At 71.5% G+C, this 21,192-nt stretch carries 22 protein-coding genes; 9 read left to right on the forward strand and 13 right to left on the reverse strand.

Annotation, left to right across the window (positions count from 1 at the left end):
• Window positions 1-49 precede the first annotated feature (49 nt).
• The 6 genes from NP048_RS18700 to NP048_RS18725 all read left to right on the forward strand — a co-directional run bounded on the left by NP048_RS18700 (window position 50) and on the right by NP048_RS18725 (window position 6,545).
• Window positions 50-700: a QsdR family transcriptional regulator gene (locus tag NP048_RS18700; protein WP_227576824.1), complete on the forward strand. Its 651-nt coding sequence runs from the start codon at window positions 50-52 to the stop codon at window positions 698-700.
• On the forward strand, window positions 697-1,116 hold the full coding sequence (locus tag NP048_RS18705) for an acyl-CoA thioesterase (protein WP_227576825.1): 420 nt from the start codon (window positions 697-699) through the stop codon (window positions 1,114-1,116). The genes NP048_RS18700 and NP048_RS18705 overlap by 4 nt, the downstream gene beginning before the upstream one ends.
• Before the next feature lie 155 nt (window positions 1,117-1,271).
• Window positions 1,272-2,366 (forward strand): phosphotransferase family protein, encoded by a 1,095-nt coding sequence (locus NP048_RS18710; protein ID WP_227576826.1) that lies wholly within the window; start codon window positions 1,272-1,274, stop codon window positions 2,364-2,366.
• Window positions 2,367-2,377: 11 nt separating this feature from the next.
• Window positions 2,378-3,589 carry an acyl-CoA dehydrogenase family protein gene (locus tag NP048_RS18715; RefSeq protein ID WP_227577209.1) on the forward strand — a complete coding sequence of 404 codons (1,212 nt, stop codon included), beginning with the start codon at window positions 2,378-2,380 and terminating at the stop codon, window positions 3,587-3,589.
• 95 nt (window positions 3,590-3,684) lie between these two features.
• Window positions 3,685-5,283 carry a long-chain-fatty-acid--CoA ligase gene (locus NP048_RS18720; RefSeq protein ID WP_227576827.1) on the forward strand — a complete coding sequence of 533 codons (1,599 nt, stop codon included), beginning with the start codon at window positions 3,685-3,687 and terminating at the stop codon, window positions 5,281-5,283.
• A gap of 377 nt (window positions 5,284-5,660) precedes the next feature.
• A complete protein-coding gene (locus tag NP048_RS18725) occupies window positions 5,661-6,545 on the forward strand; it encodes a DNA adenine methylase (protein WP_227576828.1) in 885 nt (294 codons plus the stop codon).
• 7 nt (window positions 6,546-6,552) lie between these two features.
• On the opposite strand, the gene NP048_RS18730 is transcribed toward NP048_RS18725, so the two are convergent.
• The 13 genes from NP048_RS18730 to NP048_RS18790 all read right to left on the reverse strand — a co-directional run bounded on the left by NP048_RS18730 (window position 6,553) and on the right by NP048_RS18790 (window position 19,362).
• A complete protein-coding gene (locus NP048_RS18730; RefSeq protein ID WP_227576829.1) occupies window positions 6,553-7,974 on the reverse strand; it encodes a hypothetical protein in 1,422 nt (473 codons plus the stop codon).
• A gap of 1 nt (window position 7,975) precedes the next feature.
• Window positions 7,976-9,958, reverse strand: a complete 1,983-nt coding sequence (locus tag NP048_RS18735) for a helicase HerA domain-containing protein (RefSeq protein ID WP_227576830.1) — start codon at window positions 9,956-9,958, stop codon at window positions 7,976-7,978.
• 489 nt (window positions 9,959-10,447) lie between these two features.
• Entirely contained in the window at window positions 10,448-11,728 is a 1,281-nt protein-coding gene (locus NP048_RS18740; RefSeq protein WP_227576831.1) for an ABC transporter substrate-binding protein, read from the reverse strand.
• Between the two features lie 5 nt (window positions 11,729-11,733).
• Entirely contained in the window at window positions 11,734-12,888 is a 1,155-nt protein-coding gene (locus NP048_RS18745) for an ABC transporter permease subunit (protein ID WP_227576832.1), read from the reverse strand.
• Window positions 12,885-13,763 carry a branched-chain amino acid ABC transporter permease gene (locus tag NP048_RS18750; protein WP_227576833.1) on the reverse strand — a complete coding sequence of 293 codons (879 nt, stop codon included), beginning with the start codon at window positions 13,761-13,763 and terminating at the stop codon, window positions 12,885-12,887. The genes NP048_RS18745 and NP048_RS18750 overlap by 4 nt, the downstream gene beginning before the upstream one ends.
• Window positions 13,763-14,479 (reverse strand): ABC transporter ATP-binding protein, encoded by a 717-nt coding sequence (locus NP048_RS18755; RefSeq protein WP_227576834.1) that lies wholly within the window; start codon window positions 14,477-14,479, stop codon window positions 13,763-13,765. The genes NP048_RS18750 and NP048_RS18755 overlap by 1 nt, the downstream gene beginning before the upstream one ends.
• A complete protein-coding gene (locus NP048_RS18760; protein ID WP_256769376.1) occupies window positions 14,476-15,249 on the reverse strand; it encodes an ABC transporter ATP-binding protein in 774 nt (257 codons plus the stop codon). Before NP048_RS18760 ends, NP048_RS18755 begins: the two co-directional genes overlap by 4 nt.
• A gap of 102 nt (window positions 15,250-15,351) precedes the next feature.
• Window positions 15,352-16,083, reverse strand: a complete 732-nt coding sequence (locus NP048_RS18765; protein ID WP_227576836.1) for a glucose 1-dehydrogenase — start codon at window positions 16,081-16,083, stop codon at window positions 15,352-15,354.
• A 71-nt stretch (window positions 16,084-16,154) separates the two neighbouring features.
• Complete coding sequence (locus tag NP048_RS18770; protein ID WP_227576837.1) at window positions 16,155-17,135, reverse strand: NADPH:quinone oxidoreductase family protein; 981 nt, start codon at window positions 17,133-17,135, stop codon at window positions 16,155-16,157.
• A gap of 5 nt (window positions 17,136-17,140) precedes the next feature.
• Complete coding sequence (locus NP048_RS18775) at window positions 17,141-17,782, reverse strand: TetR/AcrR family transcriptional regulator (protein WP_227576838.1); 642 nt, start codon at window positions 17,780-17,782, stop codon at window positions 17,141-17,143.
• Window positions 17,783-17,792: 10 nt separating this feature from the next.
• Entirely contained in the window at window positions 17,793-18,557 is a 765-nt protein-coding gene (locus tag NP048_RS18780) for an SDR family oxidoreductase (protein WP_227577210.1), read from the reverse strand.
• A gap of 161 nt (window positions 18,558-18,718) precedes the next feature.
• Window positions 18,719-19,102 carry a PIN domain-containing protein gene (locus NP048_RS18785; RefSeq protein WP_227576839.1) on the reverse strand — a complete coding sequence of 128 codons (384 nt, stop codon included), beginning with the start codon at window positions 19,100-19,102 and terminating at the stop codon, window positions 18,719-18,721.
• Window positions 19,099-19,362, reverse strand: a complete 264-nt coding sequence (locus NP048_RS18790; RefSeq protein WP_227576840.1) for a type II toxin-antitoxin system Phd/YefM family antitoxin — start codon at window positions 19,360-19,362, stop codon at window positions 19,099-19,101. The genes NP048_RS18785 and NP048_RS18790 overlap by 4 nt, the downstream gene beginning before the upstream one ends.
• Window positions 19,363-19,643: 281 nt before the next feature.
• On the opposite strand from NP048_RS18790, the gene NP048_RS18795 reads away from it, so the two are divergent.
• The 3 genes from NP048_RS18795 to NP048_RS18800 all read left to right on the forward strand — a co-directional run bounded on the left by NP048_RS18795 (window position 19,644) and on the right by NP048_RS18800 (window position 21,181).
• Window positions 19,644-19,847: a hypothetical protein gene (locus NP048_RS18795; RefSeq protein WP_227576841.1), complete on the forward strand. Its 204-nt coding sequence runs from the start codon at window positions 19,644-19,646 to the stop codon at window positions 19,845-19,847.
• A gap of 229 nt (window positions 19,848-20,076) precedes the next feature.
• A complete protein-coding gene (locus NP048_RS19370) occupies window positions 20,077-20,289 on the forward strand; it encodes a hypothetical protein (RefSeq protein ID WP_308054102.1) in 213 nt (70 codons plus the stop codon).
• Window positions 20,240-21,181 carry a DNA glycosylase AlkZ-like family protein gene (locus NP048_RS18800; RefSeq protein WP_308054103.1) on the forward strand — a complete coding sequence of 314 codons (942 nt, stop codon included), beginning with the start codon at window positions 20,240-20,242 and terminating at the stop codon, window positions 21,179-21,181. The genes NP048_RS19370 and NP048_RS18800 overlap by 50 nt, the downstream gene beginning before the upstream one ends.
• The last annotated feature ends 11 nt before the right edge of the window (window positions 21,182-21,192 follow it).

Below are 21,192 nucleotides of genomic sequence, written 5' to 3' on the forward strand. Positions count from 1 at the left end.
TCTGCGGAATGTTGCAACCCCCTGCCGAGTCGCCACTAGAGTGCGGCGCATGACGGTCCCCACGCACCGGAGCTCGCTCGCGCGGGTCGGCACCGCGGTCGCGCCGTCCCGGCTGTCCCAGCGCCTCGAGGACGGCACGCACGAGGACGCCGTCCGGGCGTTCCGCATCGCACGCGAGACGTTCATCGCCGGCGAGCGCATCGACATGGGCGGGCTCGCGACCCGCTTGGGCGTCGACCGCACCTCGCTGTTCCGCTGGGTCGGCAACCGCGACGCGCTGCTGTCCGAGGTGCTGTGGTCGCTCGCCGTCCCGACGCTCGAGCAGGCCGACGCCGCGACCCACGGGCGTTCCGGCGGCGACCGGGTCGTCGCGATCCTCACCTCGTTCGCGCACGACCTCATCACCGCCGACTACTTCCGGTCGTTCCTGCGCCGGGAGCCCGCACGGGCCCTGCGGCTGCTCACGACGAACGACAGCGAGATCCAGCGCCGGTACGTCGCCGTCGTCGAGCAGCTGGTCCGCGAGGAGCTCGGCGACCGGCCGTTCGGGCGCGACATCGCTCCGGCCGACCTCGCCTACCTGCTCGTGCGGGTCTCGGAGTCCTTCACGTACGCCGACCTGATCACGGGCGACGCGCCGAGCGCCGAGCGCGCCCGCGCCGCGTTCGACCTCGTCCTGCGCCCCGAGGAGCCCCGATGACCTACGGCCACCGCGCCCCGTTCCCGACGCGCTGGAACGACAACGACCAGTACGGGCACGTCAACAACACCGTCTACTACGAGGCGATGGACACGACCGTCAACGCCTGGATGATCGGCGCCGGGCTCGACCCCCTCGGCGGCGACCGGATCGCGCTGTGCGTCTCGTCGTCGTGCGAGTTCCGGGCGCCCGCGTCGTTCCCCGAGCCGCTCGCGGTCGGCCTGCGCGCGGGCCGCGTGGGGACCACGAGCATCACGTGGGAGCTCGGCATCCTGCGCGCGGACGAGCCGGAGCCGATCGCGACCGGGCGCTTCGTGCACGTGTTCGTCGACCGCGACTCGCGCCGCCCGGCGCCGATCCCCGAGGCGATCCGGGCCGCGATCGAGCGGGACCTCCTGGTCCGACCCAGCGCCTGACCTACCCCGGGACCGTCGTCGGCGCCGGGTCGGTGTCGGACGACGTCACGGCGTCGACCACCGGGGGACTACAGGCTCGACACGTCATACCGACTGTCCGGTATGCTGCGGAGCGTGGGCACCGCCGCCCGCCCGAACCGCGGAGGTGGTCGCCGGTGACCCAGCCCGTCCCGGACGCGCCCACCGCGGCCGTCGGCACCACCGCACGGGCACTGCCCGGTCTCGACGTCGCGCGCCTCGACACGTGGCTCCGCCGCACACACCCCGAGCTCGCGACCGACGAGCCGCTGCGCGCGACGCTGTTCGCCGGCGGCCGCAGCAACCTCACGTACCGGGTCGACGGCGCGCGCGTCCCGCTCGTGCTGCGCCGGCCGCCGTTGGGCCACGTGCAGGAGACCGCGCACGACATGGCCCGCGAGTACCGCGTGATCCGCGCGCTCGGCCGCACCCGCGTCCCCGTGCCCGCGACCGTGGACCTCGTCGACGACGCCGACGGCAGCGCCGGGACCGGGACGCCGTTCTTCGTCATGGAGCGGGTCGGGGGCGAGGCACTGCGCGACCCCACGCAGAACGGCGCCTGGTCCCCCGCCGAGCTCCGGACCCTGAGCCTCGATCTCGCGGAGCTGCTCGCCGAGCTGCACACCCTCGATCCCGCGTCCGTCGGGCTGGCCGACCTCGGCCGACCCGACGGCTACCTCGGCCGCCAGCTGCACCGCTGGGGTCGGCAGTACGACGGCTCGCGCTCGCGCGACCTCCCCGCGCTCGACACGCTGCAGGAGCGCCTGCGCGAGCACGTGCCCGCGACCGTCCGCACCGGACTCGTGCACGGGGACTACCGGCTCGACAACGCGCTCGTCTCCCGCGCGGGCGGCGTGCACGTGGCGGCGGTGCTCGACTGGGAGATGGCCACGCTCGGCGACGCCGCCGTCGACCTCGGGATGCTCGGCCTGTACTGGGACATCCGCCGGATCGCGCCGCCCGACGGCCTGACCGCGAGCGCGGTCGACCCCGCCGCGGGCTACCCGGAGTTCGCCGAGCTCGCCGACGCGTACGCGGCCCGGTCGGGCTCGTCCGTCCCCGAGCTGTCCTGGTACCGCGCGCTCGCGGCGTACAAGCTCGCGGTGATCCTCGAGGGCGTGCACTTCCGGTACCGCGCGGGCGAGACCGTGGGCGAGGGCTTCGACGCGATCGGCGCCCTCGTCCTCCCGTTGGCCGACGAGGGCCTCGCGTGCCTCGACGGCGCGAGCTGAGAGCAGCGGACGTGGACTTCGCCTACGACGAGCGGACCCGGGACGTGTGCACCCGCACGCGCACGTTCCTCGACGAGCACGTCCTGCCCGCCGAGCCGGTGCTCGACGCGCAGGTCGCGGCGACCCCCGACGAGTGGGGTCCGCGCCCGGTGGTCCGCGAGCTGCAGGAGATCGCGCGGGCGCAGGGCCTGTGGAACCTGTTCCTGCCGGGGCCGCGCGGCGCCGGGCTGACGAACCTGCAGTACGCGCCCGTCGCCGAGCTCCTGGGCCGCAGCCCGCGCCTCGGCCCCGTCGCGACCAACTGCGCGGCCCCCGACACCGGGAACGCCGAGCTGCTCGCCGAGTTCGGGACCCCCGAGCAGCAGGAGCGCTGGCTCGACCCGCTGCTCGCCGCGCAGACCCGCTCGGCGTTCTGCATGACCGAGCCCGGCACCGCGTCGTCCGATGCCACCCAGATCGCGACCCGCATCCGCCGCGACGGCGACCACCTGGTGGTCACGGGTCGCAAGTGGTGGTCGACGGGCGCCATGAACCCCGACGCGACGCTGCTCGTCGTCATGGGGGCGACCGACCCCGAGGCGCCGCGGCACCGGCAGCAGAGCATCGTGCTCGTCCCGCGCGACACCCCCGGCGTGCGGGTCGTCCGCCCGCTGACCGTGCTCGGCTACGACGACCGCGACCACGGCGGGCACGCCGAGATCGCGTTCGAGGACGTGCGCGTGCCCGCCTCGGCGCTGCTCGGCGGTGAGGGCGACGGGTTCGCGATCGCGCAGGCCCGGCTCGGACCGGGCCGCATCCACCACTGCATGCGGGCGCTCGGCATGGCGGAGCGCGCGCTCGACCTCGTGCGCGAGCGCGCCGCGTCCCGGTCCCCGTTCGGCCGGCCGCTCGCCGAGCAGGGCGTCGTGCGGGAGTGGGCCGCGGAGTCGCGCATCCAGCTCGAGGCGCTGAGGCTGCTCGTCCTCAAGACCGCCTGGCTCATGGACACGGTCGGCAACCGCGCGGCGATGACCGAGATCCAGGCGATCAAGATCGCGGTCCCGCGAGCGGTGCAGCAGATCGTGGACCGCGCGATCCAGGTGTTCGGTGCGGCGGGGCTCAGCGAGGACCAGCCGCTCGCCGCGATGTACGCCGCGGCACGGTCGCTGCGGATCGCCGACGGGCCCGACGAGGTCCACCTCTCCTCGCTCGGGAAGGCCGAGCTCCGACCGCGCCCGACGTGACGTCCCGCCCGCTCGCACCGCACCACCCGCGCACGACCCCCGCACCACCCCCGCTGTAGTCGCCGCCGAAGTCACCGCACGCGAAGGGACCCGAGATGACCCCCGACCCGATCCTCACCGGCCCAGGGCACAGCACGCTGTCCGTCGCCGCGATCCTCGCCGAGACCGCCCGCCGCCACCCGGACCGGGTCGCGTTCCACTTCGGTGACGCCGCACTGACCTACGGCCCGCTGTGGGACCGCACGCGCGCGTACGCCGGTGCCCTGCGGGACCGCGGCGTCGGGCCGGGCGACCGCGTCGCGATGCTCGTGCCGAACGTGCCCGACTTCGCGCGCGTCTACTACGCGGTCCTGTCGCTCGGCGCGGTCGTCGTGCCCGTGCACCTGCTGTTCAAGGCCCAGGAGATCGAGTACGTGCTGCGCGACAGCGGCGCGACGCTGCTCGTCGCCGCGGCCCCGATGCTCGGCGAGGCGCTGCCGGCCGCCGCGGCGGCCGGCATCCCCGCCGTGACGGTCCTGGTTCCCGACACGCACGCCGGCGCGGTCCCGGCCCCGCGCCTGGAGGACGAGGCCGACGCCGCGGTACCGGTCCACACGTACGCGTCGGTCAACCCGCTCGCGCCGGCCACGGTCCTGTACACGAGCGGCACGACGGGCCGCCCCAAGGGCGCGGTCGCCTCGCACCTGACTCTCGTCGAGCAGGTGCACGTCACGCTGCTCGACACCACGGACCTGCAGGCCGACGACGTCATCTTCGGCGGGCTGCCGTTCTTCCACACGTTCGGCCAGTCCGCCGTGCTCAACACCGCGTTCCGGCGCGGCGCCGCGATCGTCCTGCTGCCCCGGTTCGACCCCGACGAGGCGCTCGCGCTGCTCGTCCGGCACCGCGCGACGGTGTTCACCGCCGTCCCGACGATGTTCCTCGGCATGGTCCAGGCCGCCGCGCGCACGCCCGACCGGCCCCCGCTCAAGTACGCGGTCTCGGGCGGCGCCGCGCTGCCGGTCGCGCTGCTCGAGGCGTTCGCGGAGACCTTCGGCGCGGACGTGCACGAGGGCTACGGGCTGACGGAGACGGCGCCGACCGTGTCGTTCAACTACGTCGGCGAGCCCATCCGACCGGGCACCGTCGGCCGGCCGCTGTGGGGCGTCGACGTGGAGGTGGCGGACCCCGAGGTCGAGGGTCGGATCGTGCTGCTCGGCCCGGGCGAGCTCGGCGAGCTCGTGGTGCGTGGCCACAACCTGTTCAAGGGCTACCTCGGCAACCCCGAGGCGACCGCTGCGGCCGTCGTCGACGGCTGGTTCCGGACCGGCGACCTCGGCACCGTCGACGCCGAGGGGATCGTGACGATCGTCGACCGCAAGAAGGACATGATCGTCCGCAACGGTTACAACGTGTACCCGAGCGAGGTCGAGGACGCGATGGTCCGCCACCCGGCCGTCGCGCAGGCCGCGGTGTTCGGCATCGCCGACGACGCGCACGGCCAGGAGGTCCACGCCGCCGTCGTCCTCATGCCCGGCCGCGCGGCGACCGCGCAGGAGGTCGTCGACTTCACGCGCGAGCTGATCGCCGCCTACAAGTACCCGCGCGTGGTCCACCTCGTCGAGACGCTGCCGCTCGGCGGCTCGGGCAAGGTGCTCAAGCGTGAGCTCGTGGCGCAGTACTCGACGTCGGCCGGGGAACCGGTCGCGCACTGACGGCGGCAGAGCGACCCAGACCAGGTCCGCACCAAGGGCGCGGCCCTGCGAGCCGGAGTGCGCACCGGGGTCCCGTCCGTGACCGCTGGTCAGATGAAGCAGGCTCTGACGCCGCCACTCGGACCCAGACGAGATACATCGCTCAAGCAGGTTCCGTGGGCCCAGCGCACACTCGTCGCATGCGCGCTCGCCGCCTGAGACAACTGTCATCCACTCGTGCAGCAGCCCCGTCGACGTGCTCGTTCTCGGACGCGAGAACTGCCTGCGGTGCGGAAGTGAGCACTTAGCCTTGTCCGGCTCGGGCAGCCGACGACGCTGTCAGATGGGTTCCCTAGACTCGCCCGGGTAGTGTCCAGCTTCGACCGAAGGGAGGCACCGTGGTTGACGTCATCGCCCGTCGTGGCTCCCACGCCAGTCCGCTGCGCTACCCCGGCGGCAAGGCGACGCTCGCCCGCTTCTTCGAGTCAACCATCGAGGCGCTCGCCCTCGACAAGCCGACCTACATCGAGCCGTACGCCGGCGGCGCAGGAGCCGGCCTCGAGCTCCTCTTCAGGGACGTCGTTGGGATGGTCGTAATCAACGATCTTGACCCGGCGATCCACGCCTGCTGGAAGGCGATGGTGAAGGACTCGGACGCGTTCCTACGGTTGTTGGATGGCACTCCGTTGACAATCGAAGAATGGAGACGGCAACGCGAGGTATACCGCCGCCGCCATGACGCCGACGTCGACCCCCTCGCCCTGGGGTTCGCCACCTTCTACCTCAACCGCACCAGCCGATCCGGCGTGCTGGGAGCGGGGGTGATCGGCGGCTACGCCCAGGCGGGGTCATATAAGATCGATGCCCGCTTCGACAAGACCGTTCTTCGAGGCCGGATCGAGAAGCTGGCCGAGCTCAGCGGGAGGATCCGCATCACCAAGCAAGACGGAGCGGCACGACTACGCGAGTACCTCCCCAAGGAGAACGTCTTCGCATACGTCGATCCGCCGTACGTCGAGAAAGGCGGCTCACTTTACATGAGCGCCTTCCAAGAAAGGGACCACATCAACCTGGCGAGAGTCTTGAATGGCTACGCAAACACCAACTGGGTGCTGACCTACGACGTGGCCGACCTCATCAGGAGCCTCTACAAGGCGCGAGACATCTCCGAATTTAATCTTCTCTACTCGGCCCACCTTCGCGGCTCGAAAGACCGCCTCAAGCGACCGTCGGCCAGCGAGTTGATTGTCCTCTCAAACACCGTCGCGGACGCAGTGGGCTGACATTTAGTTAGCGTGGCCCCGCGAAGGGGCCCGCCTGACGAATCTGGCTACGAGACGGCAGGCCCAGAGATTGCTGCACCAGTGCACGGAGCACCGACTGCCCGACACCCAAGGGCAGGGAGGCAGCAGAGTGCGCTAACGCAACCGGGATAACGGCGTTCTCGTAGAGCCGCGTTTGGACGTGATCAAGCACCTCGCAGACAGGGCGGAGCGTGGGGTAGCTGGTCCAAAGCTCGCCGTCGAGGTCCCCGTACGGTGTGACTCCGGGCTTCGGCGGCACGGTAAAGACGAGGACGCCGCCACGCTTGGTGCGGTAGAAGAATCGGCGCCCGTAGAACTCGTCCGAACCATAGGGGTTGCCTGCCGGGCGTCCCGTGATCCGGTTGATGTACTCAGTCGTCGGAAGCATGACGTGCCCGGGTTCGATCAGATGAGAGATGAGTTGGGCGTGTTCGACAAAGGTTCCGGATTTCTCCACTCCCACAACGAGAGGAGCGGCGGGGCGGTCGTTCGCGACGCAATGCTTGGTGAACTCGGCTAGGTACTCCTGGAAGCGACGCTTGAGCGGGGCGACGGTGCCGTGCAGTCCCAGAGGGCCATCGGTAATGAACAGCGTCCTCCCGAGGACTTCGTAGCTCTGTGGGTCCTCGAACAGCAGTTGCATATAGCCAAGTGATGTCAACCTCTCGGCCACGAGCATCATACGCGTGAGGGAACTGCGGTTCGACCCCTCGGGCATGTACTCCTCTTCGGTGCGGAGAACGTCGCCGAGGTAGATCTTCTGGCCGCACTCCGGGCAGTTGGTGCCGCCCTTCGGTACATCGATCTTTCCGCCAGAGAGTTGAATATCGCTAACCTTGCACACGGGGCATCTGCGAAGCGGAGCCGTTACGGCCGGGGCACTCGGAGAGCCGTGAAGCGCCAGTAGCATGTCGGCGAGAGTCTGCTCCGATGCCTGGTCGAACTTCGTCTCGTGCAAGAACCGGTCAAGCTCATGTCGCCAAGTGTCCACGCCGGTTGAACCGGGAATGACGAGGCCAGAGCCCGGCAGTGCGCGGTCGAACGCCGCGTGCTGATGTGACGCGCGCAGCAGGCGTGGGTCGACAAAGTCGCCCGCCCCTGCGTGGCGCAACTTGTCGAAATCGATAAAGGAAGCAGCCACCCGGACGTACCCGACCTTGATAGTGGGGTGCTCGCGCGTGGCTTCGACCTCGCTGTCCGAGCCGTCCACTGTGATGGCGAACCGAACGGCATCTGAGATCCCAGCATTGTCGAGTTCATCGACGGCACGGCAGAGCGATGTCACGCGGTTCTCGTCGGCCGGCGTTGCTTGTGCTACTTCCCAGCGGGAGAAGGCGTCTTGCACTGCCTGACTGTTGACGACCGGGACGTGGCCGAGCCGGGAGGCGCGCTCAGAGGGATACGGCACGCTACTCGACCTCAACTGCCGGAAGGCCCGCTGCGGCACGTGCCGCGTTAATCATGGCGTGGTCGAACTTGGCTACCTGCACGGGAACGATGTACTTGCCGGAGTAAGTCTTCATCCGGACGAATCCCTGATCCTCCACGCGGCGGATGCTCTCCGCCCACGTCTTGAAGTCGTAGTAGTGCGACAGCTCTCGCGTCTCATTGTCCGAGTTCAGGTGCGCAACAAGCCAGTTCGAGGTGTTCGACAAGATGCGTTGGTCGACGCTGGAGACCTCCTGCGTCGCATAAACCAGGCCGATCTGGTACTTCGCGGCCTCCTTCGACAAGCGCACCCACGGGTTGCCTGCGACGTCCTTCGCGCCACGCTCGAAGAGGTTGTGAGCCTCCTCTACGACGATCTGGAAAGGCACGGCGTCCGCACCTGAACGGAAACGCTCGTTCGCGCGGGACAACAAGAAGTTGACCGTGTTCTCGGAGATCGTCTTCGAGACATCGCCGGTCCCGTGGGCAAGATCCACGATCGCCAAGCGGCCGGCCTGCATGTCGTCCCAGATCTGCTCCTCGACGCGCTGAGTGGCGCTCGTAGAATGGAACTCGCGGAGTTGGCGGATGGCCGCCTTACCGCTGGCGCGATTGTTGAAGTCGGCGATAAACTTGAACGGGGTGTCACCACCCGTCGAGCGCTGATTCCAACCACCATCATTAGCCATGTGCAACATGACACGCTTGGCGGCCTCGGGCGTCGTGGCGCGGTAGCTGCTACCCACCTTAATCACAAGTCCCGGGTTGGACGTGTTGAAATTCTGGTAAAGGGTGTCGGTCCATCCGAAATCAAGGCCGCCGCTCGGGAATGAGGGGGCTGAGATGCCGCACTCTACGAGAAGGCCGTACATGCCCAGCACGGCCTTCGTCCACGTGATCCAGTCGCCACGGTCAGCCACTCGGTCGGGCTCGGTCCAGTCGATCGAGGTGAACGTCTTGACGTAGGCGTAAGTGCCGAACTGATCACTCACGACGGAGTTGACAAAGTCGACGACAGCTTCAAAATTGGCGCGGTCGAAGAAATTCATTGCGAGTGGGAGGACTTGCGGTTCAGAGCCGTCAGCACCGAGGCGGTAGATCCGCACCCTGTTCTCATCGCCGAGGAGCCGCAGACCCGTTTGGTCCTGCTCGTTCACGTTCGCATACTCGCCTTGGGGGTCGAAGATGAGTTGGCCGACCAACGTCCCGGACTTGGCAGCCTGAGTCGCGATGGCCGTCACAAGCGTCTTGATCGTGTTGGACTTGCCCGTCCGCGTCATGCCGAAAACGGCGGTCTTGCGAGATACGAAGTCGCCGATGTGAACGTGCACTGCGGCCTTGTCGGTACCGGACTCGCGAGCACGACGGCGGGTTGAGGCGAAACGGACGGCACCCAGGGTAAGGAGGTTGTCGCCGTCCGGCTCCGGGTATGACGCGATCCACGAGAGAACGTCTGTCGAAGGCAGGAAAACTTGATAGCGCGCCGACGAGACCACGTTGTCAATGTCAGATCCGAACTGGATCCTTGTCTCGCTGCGGTCGGCGTAGAACGTGCCGATAACGTCACAGTCGAACGCCGACTGCTGGAGTTCGTTGCGCGTGAGCTCGTCGGTGACCTCGTCAAATCCCTTGCCGGAGTCGCCGGCGTCGCGCACAACGGCAAGCCTGGTCTGTACGAGGTCCGCCTCGTTGGGCAGAGCAGCCGTGCCGCTGACGCGAAGCAGGATCAGCTCCTCGTCGTCGAGTGCGAACCCCTCGGGGGTCTGCGCGCCCGCAGCGGCGAGCAGGAAGGCCCCGTGGGGCACCCCGCCAGCCTGGGTCTTGCGCCAGTCGTCGGTCAGAACCACCGCTCGGGAGTAGTCCAGGCGGAAGATGCCGCCGACAGCCCAGCAACCGGAGTTGACCAACGTTGCCAGCGGAGTAGAGACGCGCGAGGAATCCAAGATGGTGGAACTGATGCTCATGGTTCCAACCCTAGGGGCATGGTCCGACAAGAACAGTGGTATCCGCGCCCTCTTCTACCGAGGTGTGGGCGTGGAGCGGAGCCGACCTCGCTGAGGCGGGCAAGCCCGCGAACGGGTGTCGTAGTCCGAGAGTGGTTCGTGGCAGATGAGGGTGTAGCGAGCGACGCGTGGATAAATCGCTAGACGTCGACGTCTTCCGAGGAGGGAAGGTCTCACGCTGCCACCTGGTCGAGACGCTGGCGCTCGGCGGCTTGAGCAGGTGCTCATGCGAGAGCTCGTCGCGCAGTACTCGGCGACGGCCGGGGTGCCGTCCGCCCATTGACCGGTGCCGGCCGGCGATGAGGAACACCGCGGGCAGGCACTGGGCACTGGGGAGGCCCCACGGCAGGCACTGGTCAGTCGGGAGCCCTCATCCGCGCACTGCAGCCCCCAAACTGACCACTGGTCGAGCACCTGCCGTACAGAGTGACGACTGGTCGACTATTGCGCTCAGGTCTGCGGGATCCCGTCGTTCTCCAGCGTGACCGCCTCGCCGTCGTACACGACGACGTCCCCGTCGGCGGTGTCGGTCGTGTACACCTCGCCGACGTAGTCCTGCACGCCGCCCTCGACGACCGTGATCCCGACGCCGCCGAACGCCCGGCGGCTGTCCTTCCCGAACTGCAGCGGGACGATCCCGTTGCCGACGACCTCGCCGGACTCCAGGGCCTCGACCAGGCTCTCGCGCGTGGGGTCCTCGCCCGCGCGCGCGAGCGTCTCGGCGAACGTGTACGCCACCGACATCCCGAACACGGTGTTCCCCGTGAACGGCGCGCCGTCGTTGTACTCGTCGTTGACCCTCCGGAACAGCTCCACCCACGGGTCGTCGGCGCTGAACGGGAGGTAGTTGGTGCTGACGAAGCCCTCGAGGAGCGCGGGCCCGACGTCCTCGCCGAGGTAGCCGACCAGCGTCGGGTAGTCGCCGCCCGACGACGAGGACAGCCACTGCGCGCGGTAGCCCATCTTCGCGGCGGTGCCGAGCGCGAGCGCCGTGAAGCCGTTGACGGTCGCGAGGAAGTTCACGGTGCACCCGGCAGCCTGCATCGCGCCGATCTGCGCGGTCACGTCCTGGTTGGACACCGAGTACGTCTGGGTGCTCGCGAGATCGTCGAGCACCGTCGTCAGGCCGACGGTGAAGTCGGTGCCGAAGTCGTCGTCCTGGCCGAGCACGCAGTAGACGGCGTCGTCGTACGTCTCCTGGGCGTGGTGGGCGAGCACCTTGCCCTCGGTGATGTAGTCCGCGTTGTAGCCGAACGTCCACGGGTAGGCCTCGGGCTGGTCCCAGCTCGGGCTGCCCGACGCGACGAACAGGTCGGGGACCTCGTTCTCGTTGAGGTAGTCGAGCACCGCGGAGTGGGTCGGGGTGCCGAGGCCGTTGACGACCGCGAGCACCTCGTCCTCCTGGACGAGCTCGCGCACGACCGTCTGCGTGGTCGCCGGGTTGTACGCGTCGTCCTTGACCACGTACTCGATGCTGCGGCCGTGGATCCCGCCGTTGTCGTTGAGGTAGTCGAAGTACGCGGACGCGGCCGCGGAGATCGACGAGTAGCCCGCCGCCGCCGGTCCGGTGAGCGGCGTGTGGGTGCCGATCGTGATGGTCTCCTCGTCGACGCCGGGGGACGCGGCGGGCGTCGAGCAGGCGACGAGCGGCACGATCGTCACGAGCGCGACGAGCGTGCCGGCGGTGCGCCGCGGGTGGCGGCGCGTGGGCAAGGTACGGAGCTGCGGCATCGTCGTCATCCCTCGGTCGGTGTGCGGACGGGTTCTCCAGAGCGGGTGGCAGTGGGGCCGACGGACCCGGGGCGTGCGGCCGGGCCGGTGGGGTCGTCGCCGGCGGTGGGGACGAGCCGTGCGGCGGTGGGCCCGGGTGCCGGGAGGCGTCTGCGGGCCCGGCGGCGGTCGCGGGCGGCGGTGAGCGCGCCTGCCAGCCCGCCCGGGGCGCCGGCGACGAGGACGATGAGCAGCGACCCGAACACCAGCAGCGGCAGCGTGCCGTCGAGGCGCTGCGTGACCTGCGACGGGAGCGGCAGCATGTCGGTCAGCGTGCCGACGAGCCACGGCAGCAGCACCAGGAGCACCGCGCCGAGCGCGGCCCCGAGCAGGCTGCCGAGCCCGCCGACCACGACCGCGACGAGCAGCAGCAGGGAGAGCGACACGGTGTAGGCGCCGGGCGAGACCGACTGCGTGACGAACGTGAGGACCGCGCCGCCGAGCCCGGCGGTCACGGAGCTGACGACGAACGCGAGCACCTTGACCCGGGCGGGCGCGATCCCGGCGAGCGCCGCGGCGACCTCGTCGTCCCGCACCGCGCGCATGCGCAGCCCGGTGCGCCCGTCGCGCACGAGCGCGAGCCCGGTCACGGCGACGGCAGCGACGGCGAGCGCGACCCACGCCTGCCACTGCTCGAGCGCGATGAGCGCCTTGAGCGGGCCCGGGACGCCCTCGAACTCGATCCGGACGCCGCGGTCGCCCTGGAGCGCGCCGACGCTCGCGGCCACCGCGGGCACCGCGACGACGAGCGTGAGCGTGAGCCCGGCGAGGTACGGGCCGTGCAGGCGGGCGCCCGCGAGCCCGAGCAGCAGCCCGAGGACCCCGGCGGCCACCGCCGCGGCGACGGTCGCCGCGAGGAACCGCGGGACGCCGCCGACGCCGGCCGAGGTCAGCGCCTGCGACGTCAGCGCGTACCCGTAACCGCCCGCCGCCATGAGTGCGGCGTGCCCGAGCGAGAGCTGCCCGCTGAGCCCGACGAGGACGGTCAGCCCGGCGGTCGCGCACAGGTAGGCCGCGGCGAGCGCGAGCTGGTAGTTGCGGTACGGGTCGAGCAGGAACGTCAGGCCGATCGCGAGGACGAGCCCGCCGAGCGCGAGCAGGAGCGTGCGGCGCGCGTTCATGCTCGCCTCGTCTCGGCCTGGGCGAACAGGCCGGACGGTCGCACGAGCAGCACGACGACGAGCAGCGCGAGCACCGCGACGGGGGCCAGCGTCGCCCCGAGGTACCCGGTGACGAGGCTCATGACGACCCCCACCGTGAGCCCTGCGAGGAGCGCACCGCCCGGTGAGTCGAGCCCGCCGACGACCGCGACGGTGAACGCGTAGACGAACAGCATGTCGGCGGCGTGCGGGTTGAGGCCGAGCTCCTTGGGCACCGCGAGCATCGCGGCGAGCGACGCGGCGGCCGCGGCGAGCACCCAGCCGACCGTCCGCATCCGTGCGACGCGGACGCCGAGCAGCCGGGCCACCTCGGGCGCGAACGCCGCGGCGCGCAGCTGGAGGCCGAGCGTCGTCCGCACGAACAGCAGCCGCAGGGCCGCCATGAGCCCGAGCGCGACGACGACGACGAACACGTCGTACGGGGAGAGCACCGGGACCCCGCCGACGCGCAGCGGCCGGTCGCTGAACGGTGCGGGGACGGGCTCGTGCTGCTGTCCGAACGCGATGCCCAGCAGCGACTGCAGCACGATCACGAGGCCGATCGCGAGGATGACCCCGGACAGCGGCGAGCGGGCCGACGCGAACCTCAGGACCCCCCGCTCGACCACGAGGCCGACGACGCCGCCGGCCAGCACGGTCGCGACCAGGCCCCACCAGTAGCTGCCGGTCAGCCCGGTGACGGCGACGCCGACGTACACGCCGACGATCGCCATGGCGCCGGCGGCGAAGTTGACGATCCTGGTGGCGCGCCAGATGAGCACGAGCGCGAGCGCGAACAGCGCGAACAGCGTGCCCCGGGCCAGCCCGGTGCCGAGCAGGAACACGAACCGGTCCATCAGAACCCCAGGTAGGCGTGTCGGAGGGCCTCGTCCCCGGCGAGCTCGGCCGCCGGCCGTGAGGCGACGACCTCGCCGAGCCCGAGCACGAGGCCCCGGTCGGCGACGGACAGCGCCCCGGAGACGTTCTGCTCGGCGAGCAGGACGGTGAGCCCGGTGCGGTCGCACAGCTCGCGCAGCGTGCGCATGATCTGGGCGACGACGAGGGGCGCGAGGCCCAGCGACGGTTCGTCGAGCAGCAGCACGCGGGGCCGGGCGACGAGCGCGCGGGCGATCGCGAGCATCTGCCGCTCGCCGCCGGAGAGCTGGTGGCCGAGGGTCGTGCGGCGTCGCTCGAGGGGCTCGAAGAGCGCGTACATCTCGGCGAGCGCGGCTCGCAGGCCGCCGGGGTCGCGGCGCCAGAGCCCGCCGAGCCGCAGGTTCTCCTCGACGGTGAGCTCGGTGATGACGCCGCGCCCCTCGGGCACCTGGGCGAGCCCGCGGCGCACGCGGTCCTCGACGCCGACGCGGGCGAGGTCCCGCCCGTCGAGGTGCACGGTGCCGGCCGACGGCGCGAGCAGCCCGGACACGGTCCGCAGCAGCGTGGTCTTGCCGGCGCCGTTGCCGCCGACGAGCGCGACGACGGTGCCGTCGTCGACGTCGAACGAGACGCCGTGCAGGACGGGCGCGCCGCCGTATCCGACGACGAGGTCCCGCACGCTCAGGGCTGCGCTCACGGGGCGGTCACCTCGATCCCGAGGTACGCCGCGGTGACGGCGGGGTCCCGGCGGACGTCGTCGGGCAGGCCGTCGGCGATGACCCGCCCGAAGTCGAGCACGACGACCCGGTCGCACAGCCCCATGACGAAGTCGACGTGGTGCTCGACGAGCAGGACCGCGCACCCGGTCGCGGCTACGCGCCGCACGACGGCGTCGAGCTCGGCGATGTCGGCGGCGCCGAGCCCGCCCGCGGGCTCGTCGAGCAGCAGGAGCCGGGGATCGGCGACGAGCGCGCGCGCGAGGGCGACCTTCTTCTGCTCGGGGTAGGGCAGCGCACCGACGGGCAGCGCGGCGCGGTCGGCGATCCCGAGGTCGTCGAGCGCCCGGAGCGCGCGGGCTGCGGGGTCGGGTGCGCCGGGGCCGGGGGCGGCGGGGTCAGGGGTGCCCAGGGCGCCCACCTCGACGTTCTCGCGGACGCTCAGCCCCGGGAACAGGCCGAGGCCCTGGAGCGTGCGGGCGACACCCGCCCGGGCCAGCCCCGAGGGCGTGCGGGGTGCGGGGCGGCCCGCGACGGTGATCGTCCCGGCAGCGATGCGGACGAGCCCGCTGACGGCGTTGAACACGGTGGTCTTGCCCGCGCCGTTCGGCCCGATCAGGCCCACGACCTGGCCGTCGGCGACGTCGAGGTCGACGTCGGTGAGGGCCGCGAGACCGCCGAAGCGCACGGTCAGTCCGCGGATCTGCAGTCGCATCGCACCCGCGCGGGCGGGCGCTTCCCGTGGTGGCATCGGCACTCCGTCGTGTCGGCGTGCTGCGACAGTACAGGAGAAACCGACTGGACGGTATGTATCAGACCAGACGCATTCCAGGACGCCCGCCCGGTACCGCCCTCACGCGTGCGGGACGCCCGCGATCATGCCGCCGTCGACCACGAGCTCGATGCCCGTCACGTAGGCGGACTCGTCCCCCGCGAGGAACAGCACGGCGCCCACGACGTCGTCCGGCACCGCGTGCCGCCCGAGCGGGATCCGCTGGAGTGTCGCGTCGAGCCGCTCCGTCATCGGCGTCAGCACGAAGCCGGGGTGCACCGAGTTGACCCGGATCCCGTCGGCACCGAGCTCGACCGCGAGGGACTTGGTGAGCCCGCGCACCCCGAACTTCGACGCGACGTACCCGTGCAGACCCGCGTCGCCGCGCATCCCCTCGACCGAGGAGATGTTGATGATCGACCCCTTCCGGGCCGCCTTCATGACGGGCACGACCGCGCGCACCCCGAGGTAGGTGCCCGTGAGGTTGACCGCGATCACGGCGTCCCACTTCTCCCGGTCGTACCGCTCGATCCGGCCGGTGTTCGCGATCCCGGCGTTGTTGACCAGCACGTCCACCCCGCCGAGTCCGACCGCGGCCTCCACCGCGACCGCCCAGCTGCTCTCCGACGTCACGTCGAGGTGCACGAACCGCGCGCGCTCCCCGAGCTCGTCCGCGAGCGCGGTCCCCTCCTCGTCGAGCAGGTCACCGATGACCACGCTCGCGCCGCAGCCGTGCAGCGCCCGCACGTACGCGGCACCGAGGCCGCGGGCCCCGCCGGAGACGAGGGCCACACGTCCGTCGAGCTGCGTCATCGTCGTCTCCCCGTGCGGTCGGTGGTGGTGGACGCCCGGCACCCACCCGGTCCGTGCGCGGTCCGGTCGCGTCAGTCCTGAACGCGGACGACGAGGCGGCCCGTCGTGCTCCCGGCGGCGAGCCGGGCGACCGCGGCGGCCGCGTCCGTGAACGGGACCACGTCGCTGACCTGCGGGACGACGGCGCCGGTGTCCGCGAGCCGGGTCAGCTCGGCGTGGGCCGCGGTGACGAGCTCCGGGCGGACGCGCGCGTAGAGCCCCCAGTGCAGACCGTGCACGGTGTAGTTCTTCACCAGCAGGTGCGCCGCACGGATGTCCTGGATGGTCCCGCCTGCGAACCCGACCACGACGATCCGCCCCTCGAAGGCGACGCACTTCGTCGACGCGGCGAACGCGTCCCCGCCGACGGGGTCGTACACGACGTCGGCCCCGGCACCGCCGGTCTCGGCACGCACCGCGTCCGCGACGTCCTGCACGGACCGGTCGATGACGACGTGCGCCCCGGCGCGGCGTGCGGCGTCGGCCTTGGCGGCGTTCCCGACGACCCCGATGACGCGGGCACCGGCCGCGGCGCCGAGCTGGACCGCCGCGGTGCCGACCCCGCCTGCCGCGGCGTGCACGAGCAGGGTCTCGCCGCGCTGGAGCGCCGCACGCCGGTGCAGCCCGAACCACCCGGTCTGGTAGGCGATCGTGAAGGCGGACGCCTGGGCGTCGTCGAGCGCGTCCGGCGCCGCGAAGACCTCGTGGGCGTCGAGCACCGCGAGCTCGGCGAGCACCCCGATGTGGGAGCCGACGACGCGCTGCCCGACGTCCACGTGCGTGACGCCGGCGCCTACCGCGAGGACCTCTCCGCAGAGCTCGATGCCTGGCACGAACGGCAGCGGCGGGCGCACCTGGTACTCCCCGCGCGCGAGCAGCACGTCCGGGAAGTTCACGGCGACCGCCCGCACCCGCACGAGCACCTGCCCGTCGCCCGCGACGGGGTCGGGGAGGTCGACGAGCCGCAGGACGTCCGCGGGCTCACCGTGGGCTGTGACGTGCCAGGCGCGCACGGCGGTCAGCCCTCGACCGCGGAGGTGGCGTGCGGCCGGACCGCAGGGGCTGACCCGGCCGGGCCGGCCGACGCGGCCGAGATCGAGACGAGGAACAGGTCGGTGAGCTGGTTCGCGAGCACGGTCTTGTCCTCCGGGCCTTCGGGGCTGTACCAGTGGGAGAGGTAGTGCACGTCCGAGAAGAAGTGCGCGACGAGCACCGCGACGGGGACGTCGGTGCGGTACAGGCCTTCGGCCTGACCGGCCTCGATGAGGCCGGCGAACGTGTCGTGGTACGCGCGGCGACGGCGGGTCACCTCCTGCTGGCGCGGCGCCGAGAGCATGTGCGCGCTGCGGAAGAACACGGTGCCCTCGAGCAGGTGGTCGACGGACGTCTCGATGACGTCGACGCACACCGCGCGCAGGGTCTCGGCGGTCGGCTCGCCGCGCTCGACGATCGCGTTGAGGTGCTCGGTCTGGAGCGACAGCAGACGCTCGTAGATGCCGAACAGCAGGTCGTCCTTGGACTGGAAGTAGTGGTACAGCGCGCCCTTGGTCACGCCTGCCGCCTCGACCACCTGCTGCACGGAGGTGTTCGCGTACCCCCGGGACGCGAAGAGCTCGACCGCCGCCCGTGTCACATCGTCCACCACGCTCGTCTGCTTCATCCGCACATCCTCACCCCATCGGCGCCACGGAGGCGCCACCGTCGATCACGAGCGTCTGACCAGTCACCCAGCCGGCGTCGTCGGACAGCAGGAACGCCGCGGGGCCGGCGACGTCGACGGGCTCGCCGATCCGGCGCAGCGGATAGCGCGCGGCGACCTCCTGCTCGCGACCCTCGTAGAGGGCGGCGCCGAGCCTGGTCCGCACGACCGCGGGAGCGACGGCGTTGACCCGGATCCGCGGGGCGAGCTCGACGGCGAGCTGCGCGGTGAGGTTCATGAGCCCGGCCTTGGAGACGCCGTAGAACGCGATGCCGGGGCTGGCCGCGAGCCCGGCGGCCGACGCGGTGTTGAGCACCGACGCCCCCTCGCGCGTCCCGAGCCCTGCGGCGACCGCGTCACGCGTCCACTCGAGGGCCGCGACGACGTTGACGGCGAGGATCTTGTGCACCGCCGCGAGCTCGATCTCCAGCGCCGGGCCGTAGACCGGGTTGATGCCGGCGTTGTTCACGAGGTGGTCGAGGCGCCCGAACCGCTCGACCGTCGCGGCGATCGCGGCGGTGCGGTGCTCGGGGTCGTCGACCTTCCCGGCGAGGCCCAGCACCCGCTCGGCTCCGCGGTCGGCCGACAGGGCGGCGACGGCAGCGTCGAGCGCGTCCTGCTTGCGGCCCGTGAGGACCACGGACGCGCCCTCGGCGAGGAGCCGCTCGGCGATCGCGAACCCGATGCCGCGGCTCGCGCCGGTGACCAGGGCGACCCTGCCCTCGAACCGCTGCATCGCCACGCCCCTCGATACTACCCTGATAGAAACCGACCGTCCGGTATGTTGTCCTGACAGTACACGACGCCGGCACAGGTCGATCGTCATCGCGATGGTGGTCGCAGGACGACGCCGCTGCGCAGTCTCCAGCAGACGCGGAGCAGGTTGCCGATCCGCCCCTACGGCAAGCGGACGTCGAGGACGTCGTCGAGACCCGTGAAGTCGTCGATGTTCCTCGTCACGAGCGCGGCGCCATGTGCGTGGGCGGTCGCCGCGATCAGCAGGTCGAACGCTCGGGCGCGCGGCTGTCGCCCGGCCGCCACCGTCTTCGTCGCGAGCAGGGCGTAGGAAGACGCGACCGCGTCGTCGATCGGGAGGGCTGCCAGCGCGCTCTCGGCGCTCGACAGCACCCGCATCCGCGCCGACCTGCTCTCGGCGGTGCGCGCGATCAGGACGCCGAAGCGCAGCTCGGCCAGCGTCGCCATGCTGATCGCGGCTTCATCGCCGGTGCCGGTCGGCACCAGACCGTCGATCAGGACGTTCGTGTCGAGGACCAGCCTCACCGGTCGGAGCCTCGCTCGAACGGGTCGGTCGCGGCACCGTCGACCAGCGCCATGTCCTGCTCCCAGTCCGGGTCGTCCACGCCGCGGAACAGTGCCGCCAGGTCCGCGACCGGGCGCCACGTAGGACGGGCCTCGGAGTGCGGCACCAGGTCGGCGACGGGCCGCCCGTGAACCGTCACGACGACTCGCTCGCCCGCCTCGACGAGGCGCAGGACACCGGACGCGTCCTGCCTGAGCTCGCGCACCCCGACGGTCGTCATCTCCGAAGGGTAGCACCGTGTGCTACTTCGACGAGGGGCCGGCGCGGCCGTCGGATCCCACCGATCTCGACGATCTGGTGTCCTCGTCGCCCGGCCGCTCTCGCCTCCCCCGTCGGGATCGATGCCCGACGGCGCTCCACTCACACCGTGAACCGCGCCGATCGCAGGACGCCCTCCGGTCGCGAGCCTCATGACCCTGGGCCATGATCCGGTTGCTCCCGAAATCACCGGAAGCGTCCGCCCTCCGGCAGCCTCGCCGGACCCCTCCCCCTGGAGTGTTCATGCTCGCGCTCGTCGCTGCCGCGGTCTTCGCCCTCGCCCTGCTCCTCGACCTCATCGAGGCGAACGTCGGGGACGCTTTCGACTCCACGACGCTGATGTTCGTCGGCCTGTTCTTCCTCGCGCTCCACCTGGGCGGAATCGGTGGCCCGTCGCCGGCGAACGGCGGCTGGCGCGGGCGCGGGGGCAGCAACCGGCGGCGGTGAAGGACTCGTCCCGCCCGCTCCCGTCATGACGCCGGGATGCACACCGGGAGGTCACGACGCGCTCCGCGTACTCGTGGCCTCCTGGTGTCCCGGCTGCTGTCCGGCACGAGCCACGCGGGCGCCAGCGTCGGCACGGCCTCGGTCGGCGACGGGCGGACGCGGGTCCGAGCCCTCGCTGGGCGTGGGCGCTGGTCGCCCGCGCCGTCCCGAGGCGTCCTACCGTGGCCGCATGACCACCGTGCACCGCCTCAGCCGCGTCGACGCGCGCCGGGTCGCCGTGCGCGCCCAGCTGCTGGCCCTGCCGCGGCCCGACGGCGTGATGGAGGTGGTGCGCCACCTCGGCGTGCTGCAGCCCGACCCGACCAGCGCCGTGGCGCCCAGGCGCGGACCTGGTGCTGTGGAGCCGTCTGGGCAGCGCGTACGAACCGGCGGAGCTGCGTGACCTCGTGGACCAGCAGCGGCTGGTCGAGCTGCGCGGGTTCCTGCGGCCGGCCGACGACGTCGCCCTGTTCCGTGCCGAGATGGACGCGTGGCCCGGCGACGACGCGCCGGGCTCGCCCGACGGGGTGCGCGCGTGGTTGCGCGCCAACGACCGCTGCCGCCAGGACGTGCTGGAGCTGCTGCGTGCTGACGGGCCGCTGCCGGCCAGCCGCATCCCCGACACGTGCGTGCGGCCGTGGCGCTCGACCGGCTGGAACGACCGGCGCAACGTGCAGATGCTGCTGGGCCTGCTGGCGCAGCGCGGCGAGGTCGCGATCGCAGGCTCGGAGAAGCGCGAGAAGCTGTGGGCCCTGGCCTCGCGGGTCTACCCCGACGTCGAGGCGCTGCCCCTCGCCGAGACGCGCGCGACGCGGGACGAGCGCCGCCTGCGGGCGCTGGGCATCGCTCGGGCGAGCGCGACCGCGCGCCCCGACGAGCCCGACCACGTGGGGCTGGCGGGCGAGCCGGCGGTCGTCGAGGGCGTGCGGGGCGAGTGGCGCGTCGACCCCGCGACGCTCGACCAGCCGTTCGTGGGGCGCGCCGCGCTGCTGTCACCGCTGGACCGCCTGGTGCTCGACCGCAAGCGCATGACCGAGATCTTCGAGTTCCACTACCAGCTCGAGATGTACAAGCCGGCAACGCAGCGCCGGTGGGGGTACCGGGCGCTGCCTGTGCTCCACGGAGACAGGCTGGTGGGCAAGCTCGACGCGACGGCCGACGTGCGTGCCGGCGTGCTGCGGGTCACCGCGCTGCACCGGGACGTGCCGTTCACGGCAGCCATGACCGCAGATGTCGAGCGGGAGATCGCGGACCTCGCGGCCTGGCTGGAGCTGGAGCTTGTCGGCGCGGGATGACCGGCGGTCGC

Source organism: Cellulomonas xiejunii (assembly GCF_024508315.1).
Classification (GTDB): Bacteria; Actinomycetota; Actinomycetes; order Actinomycetales; family Cellulomonadaceae; genus Cellulomonas; species Cellulomonas xiejunii.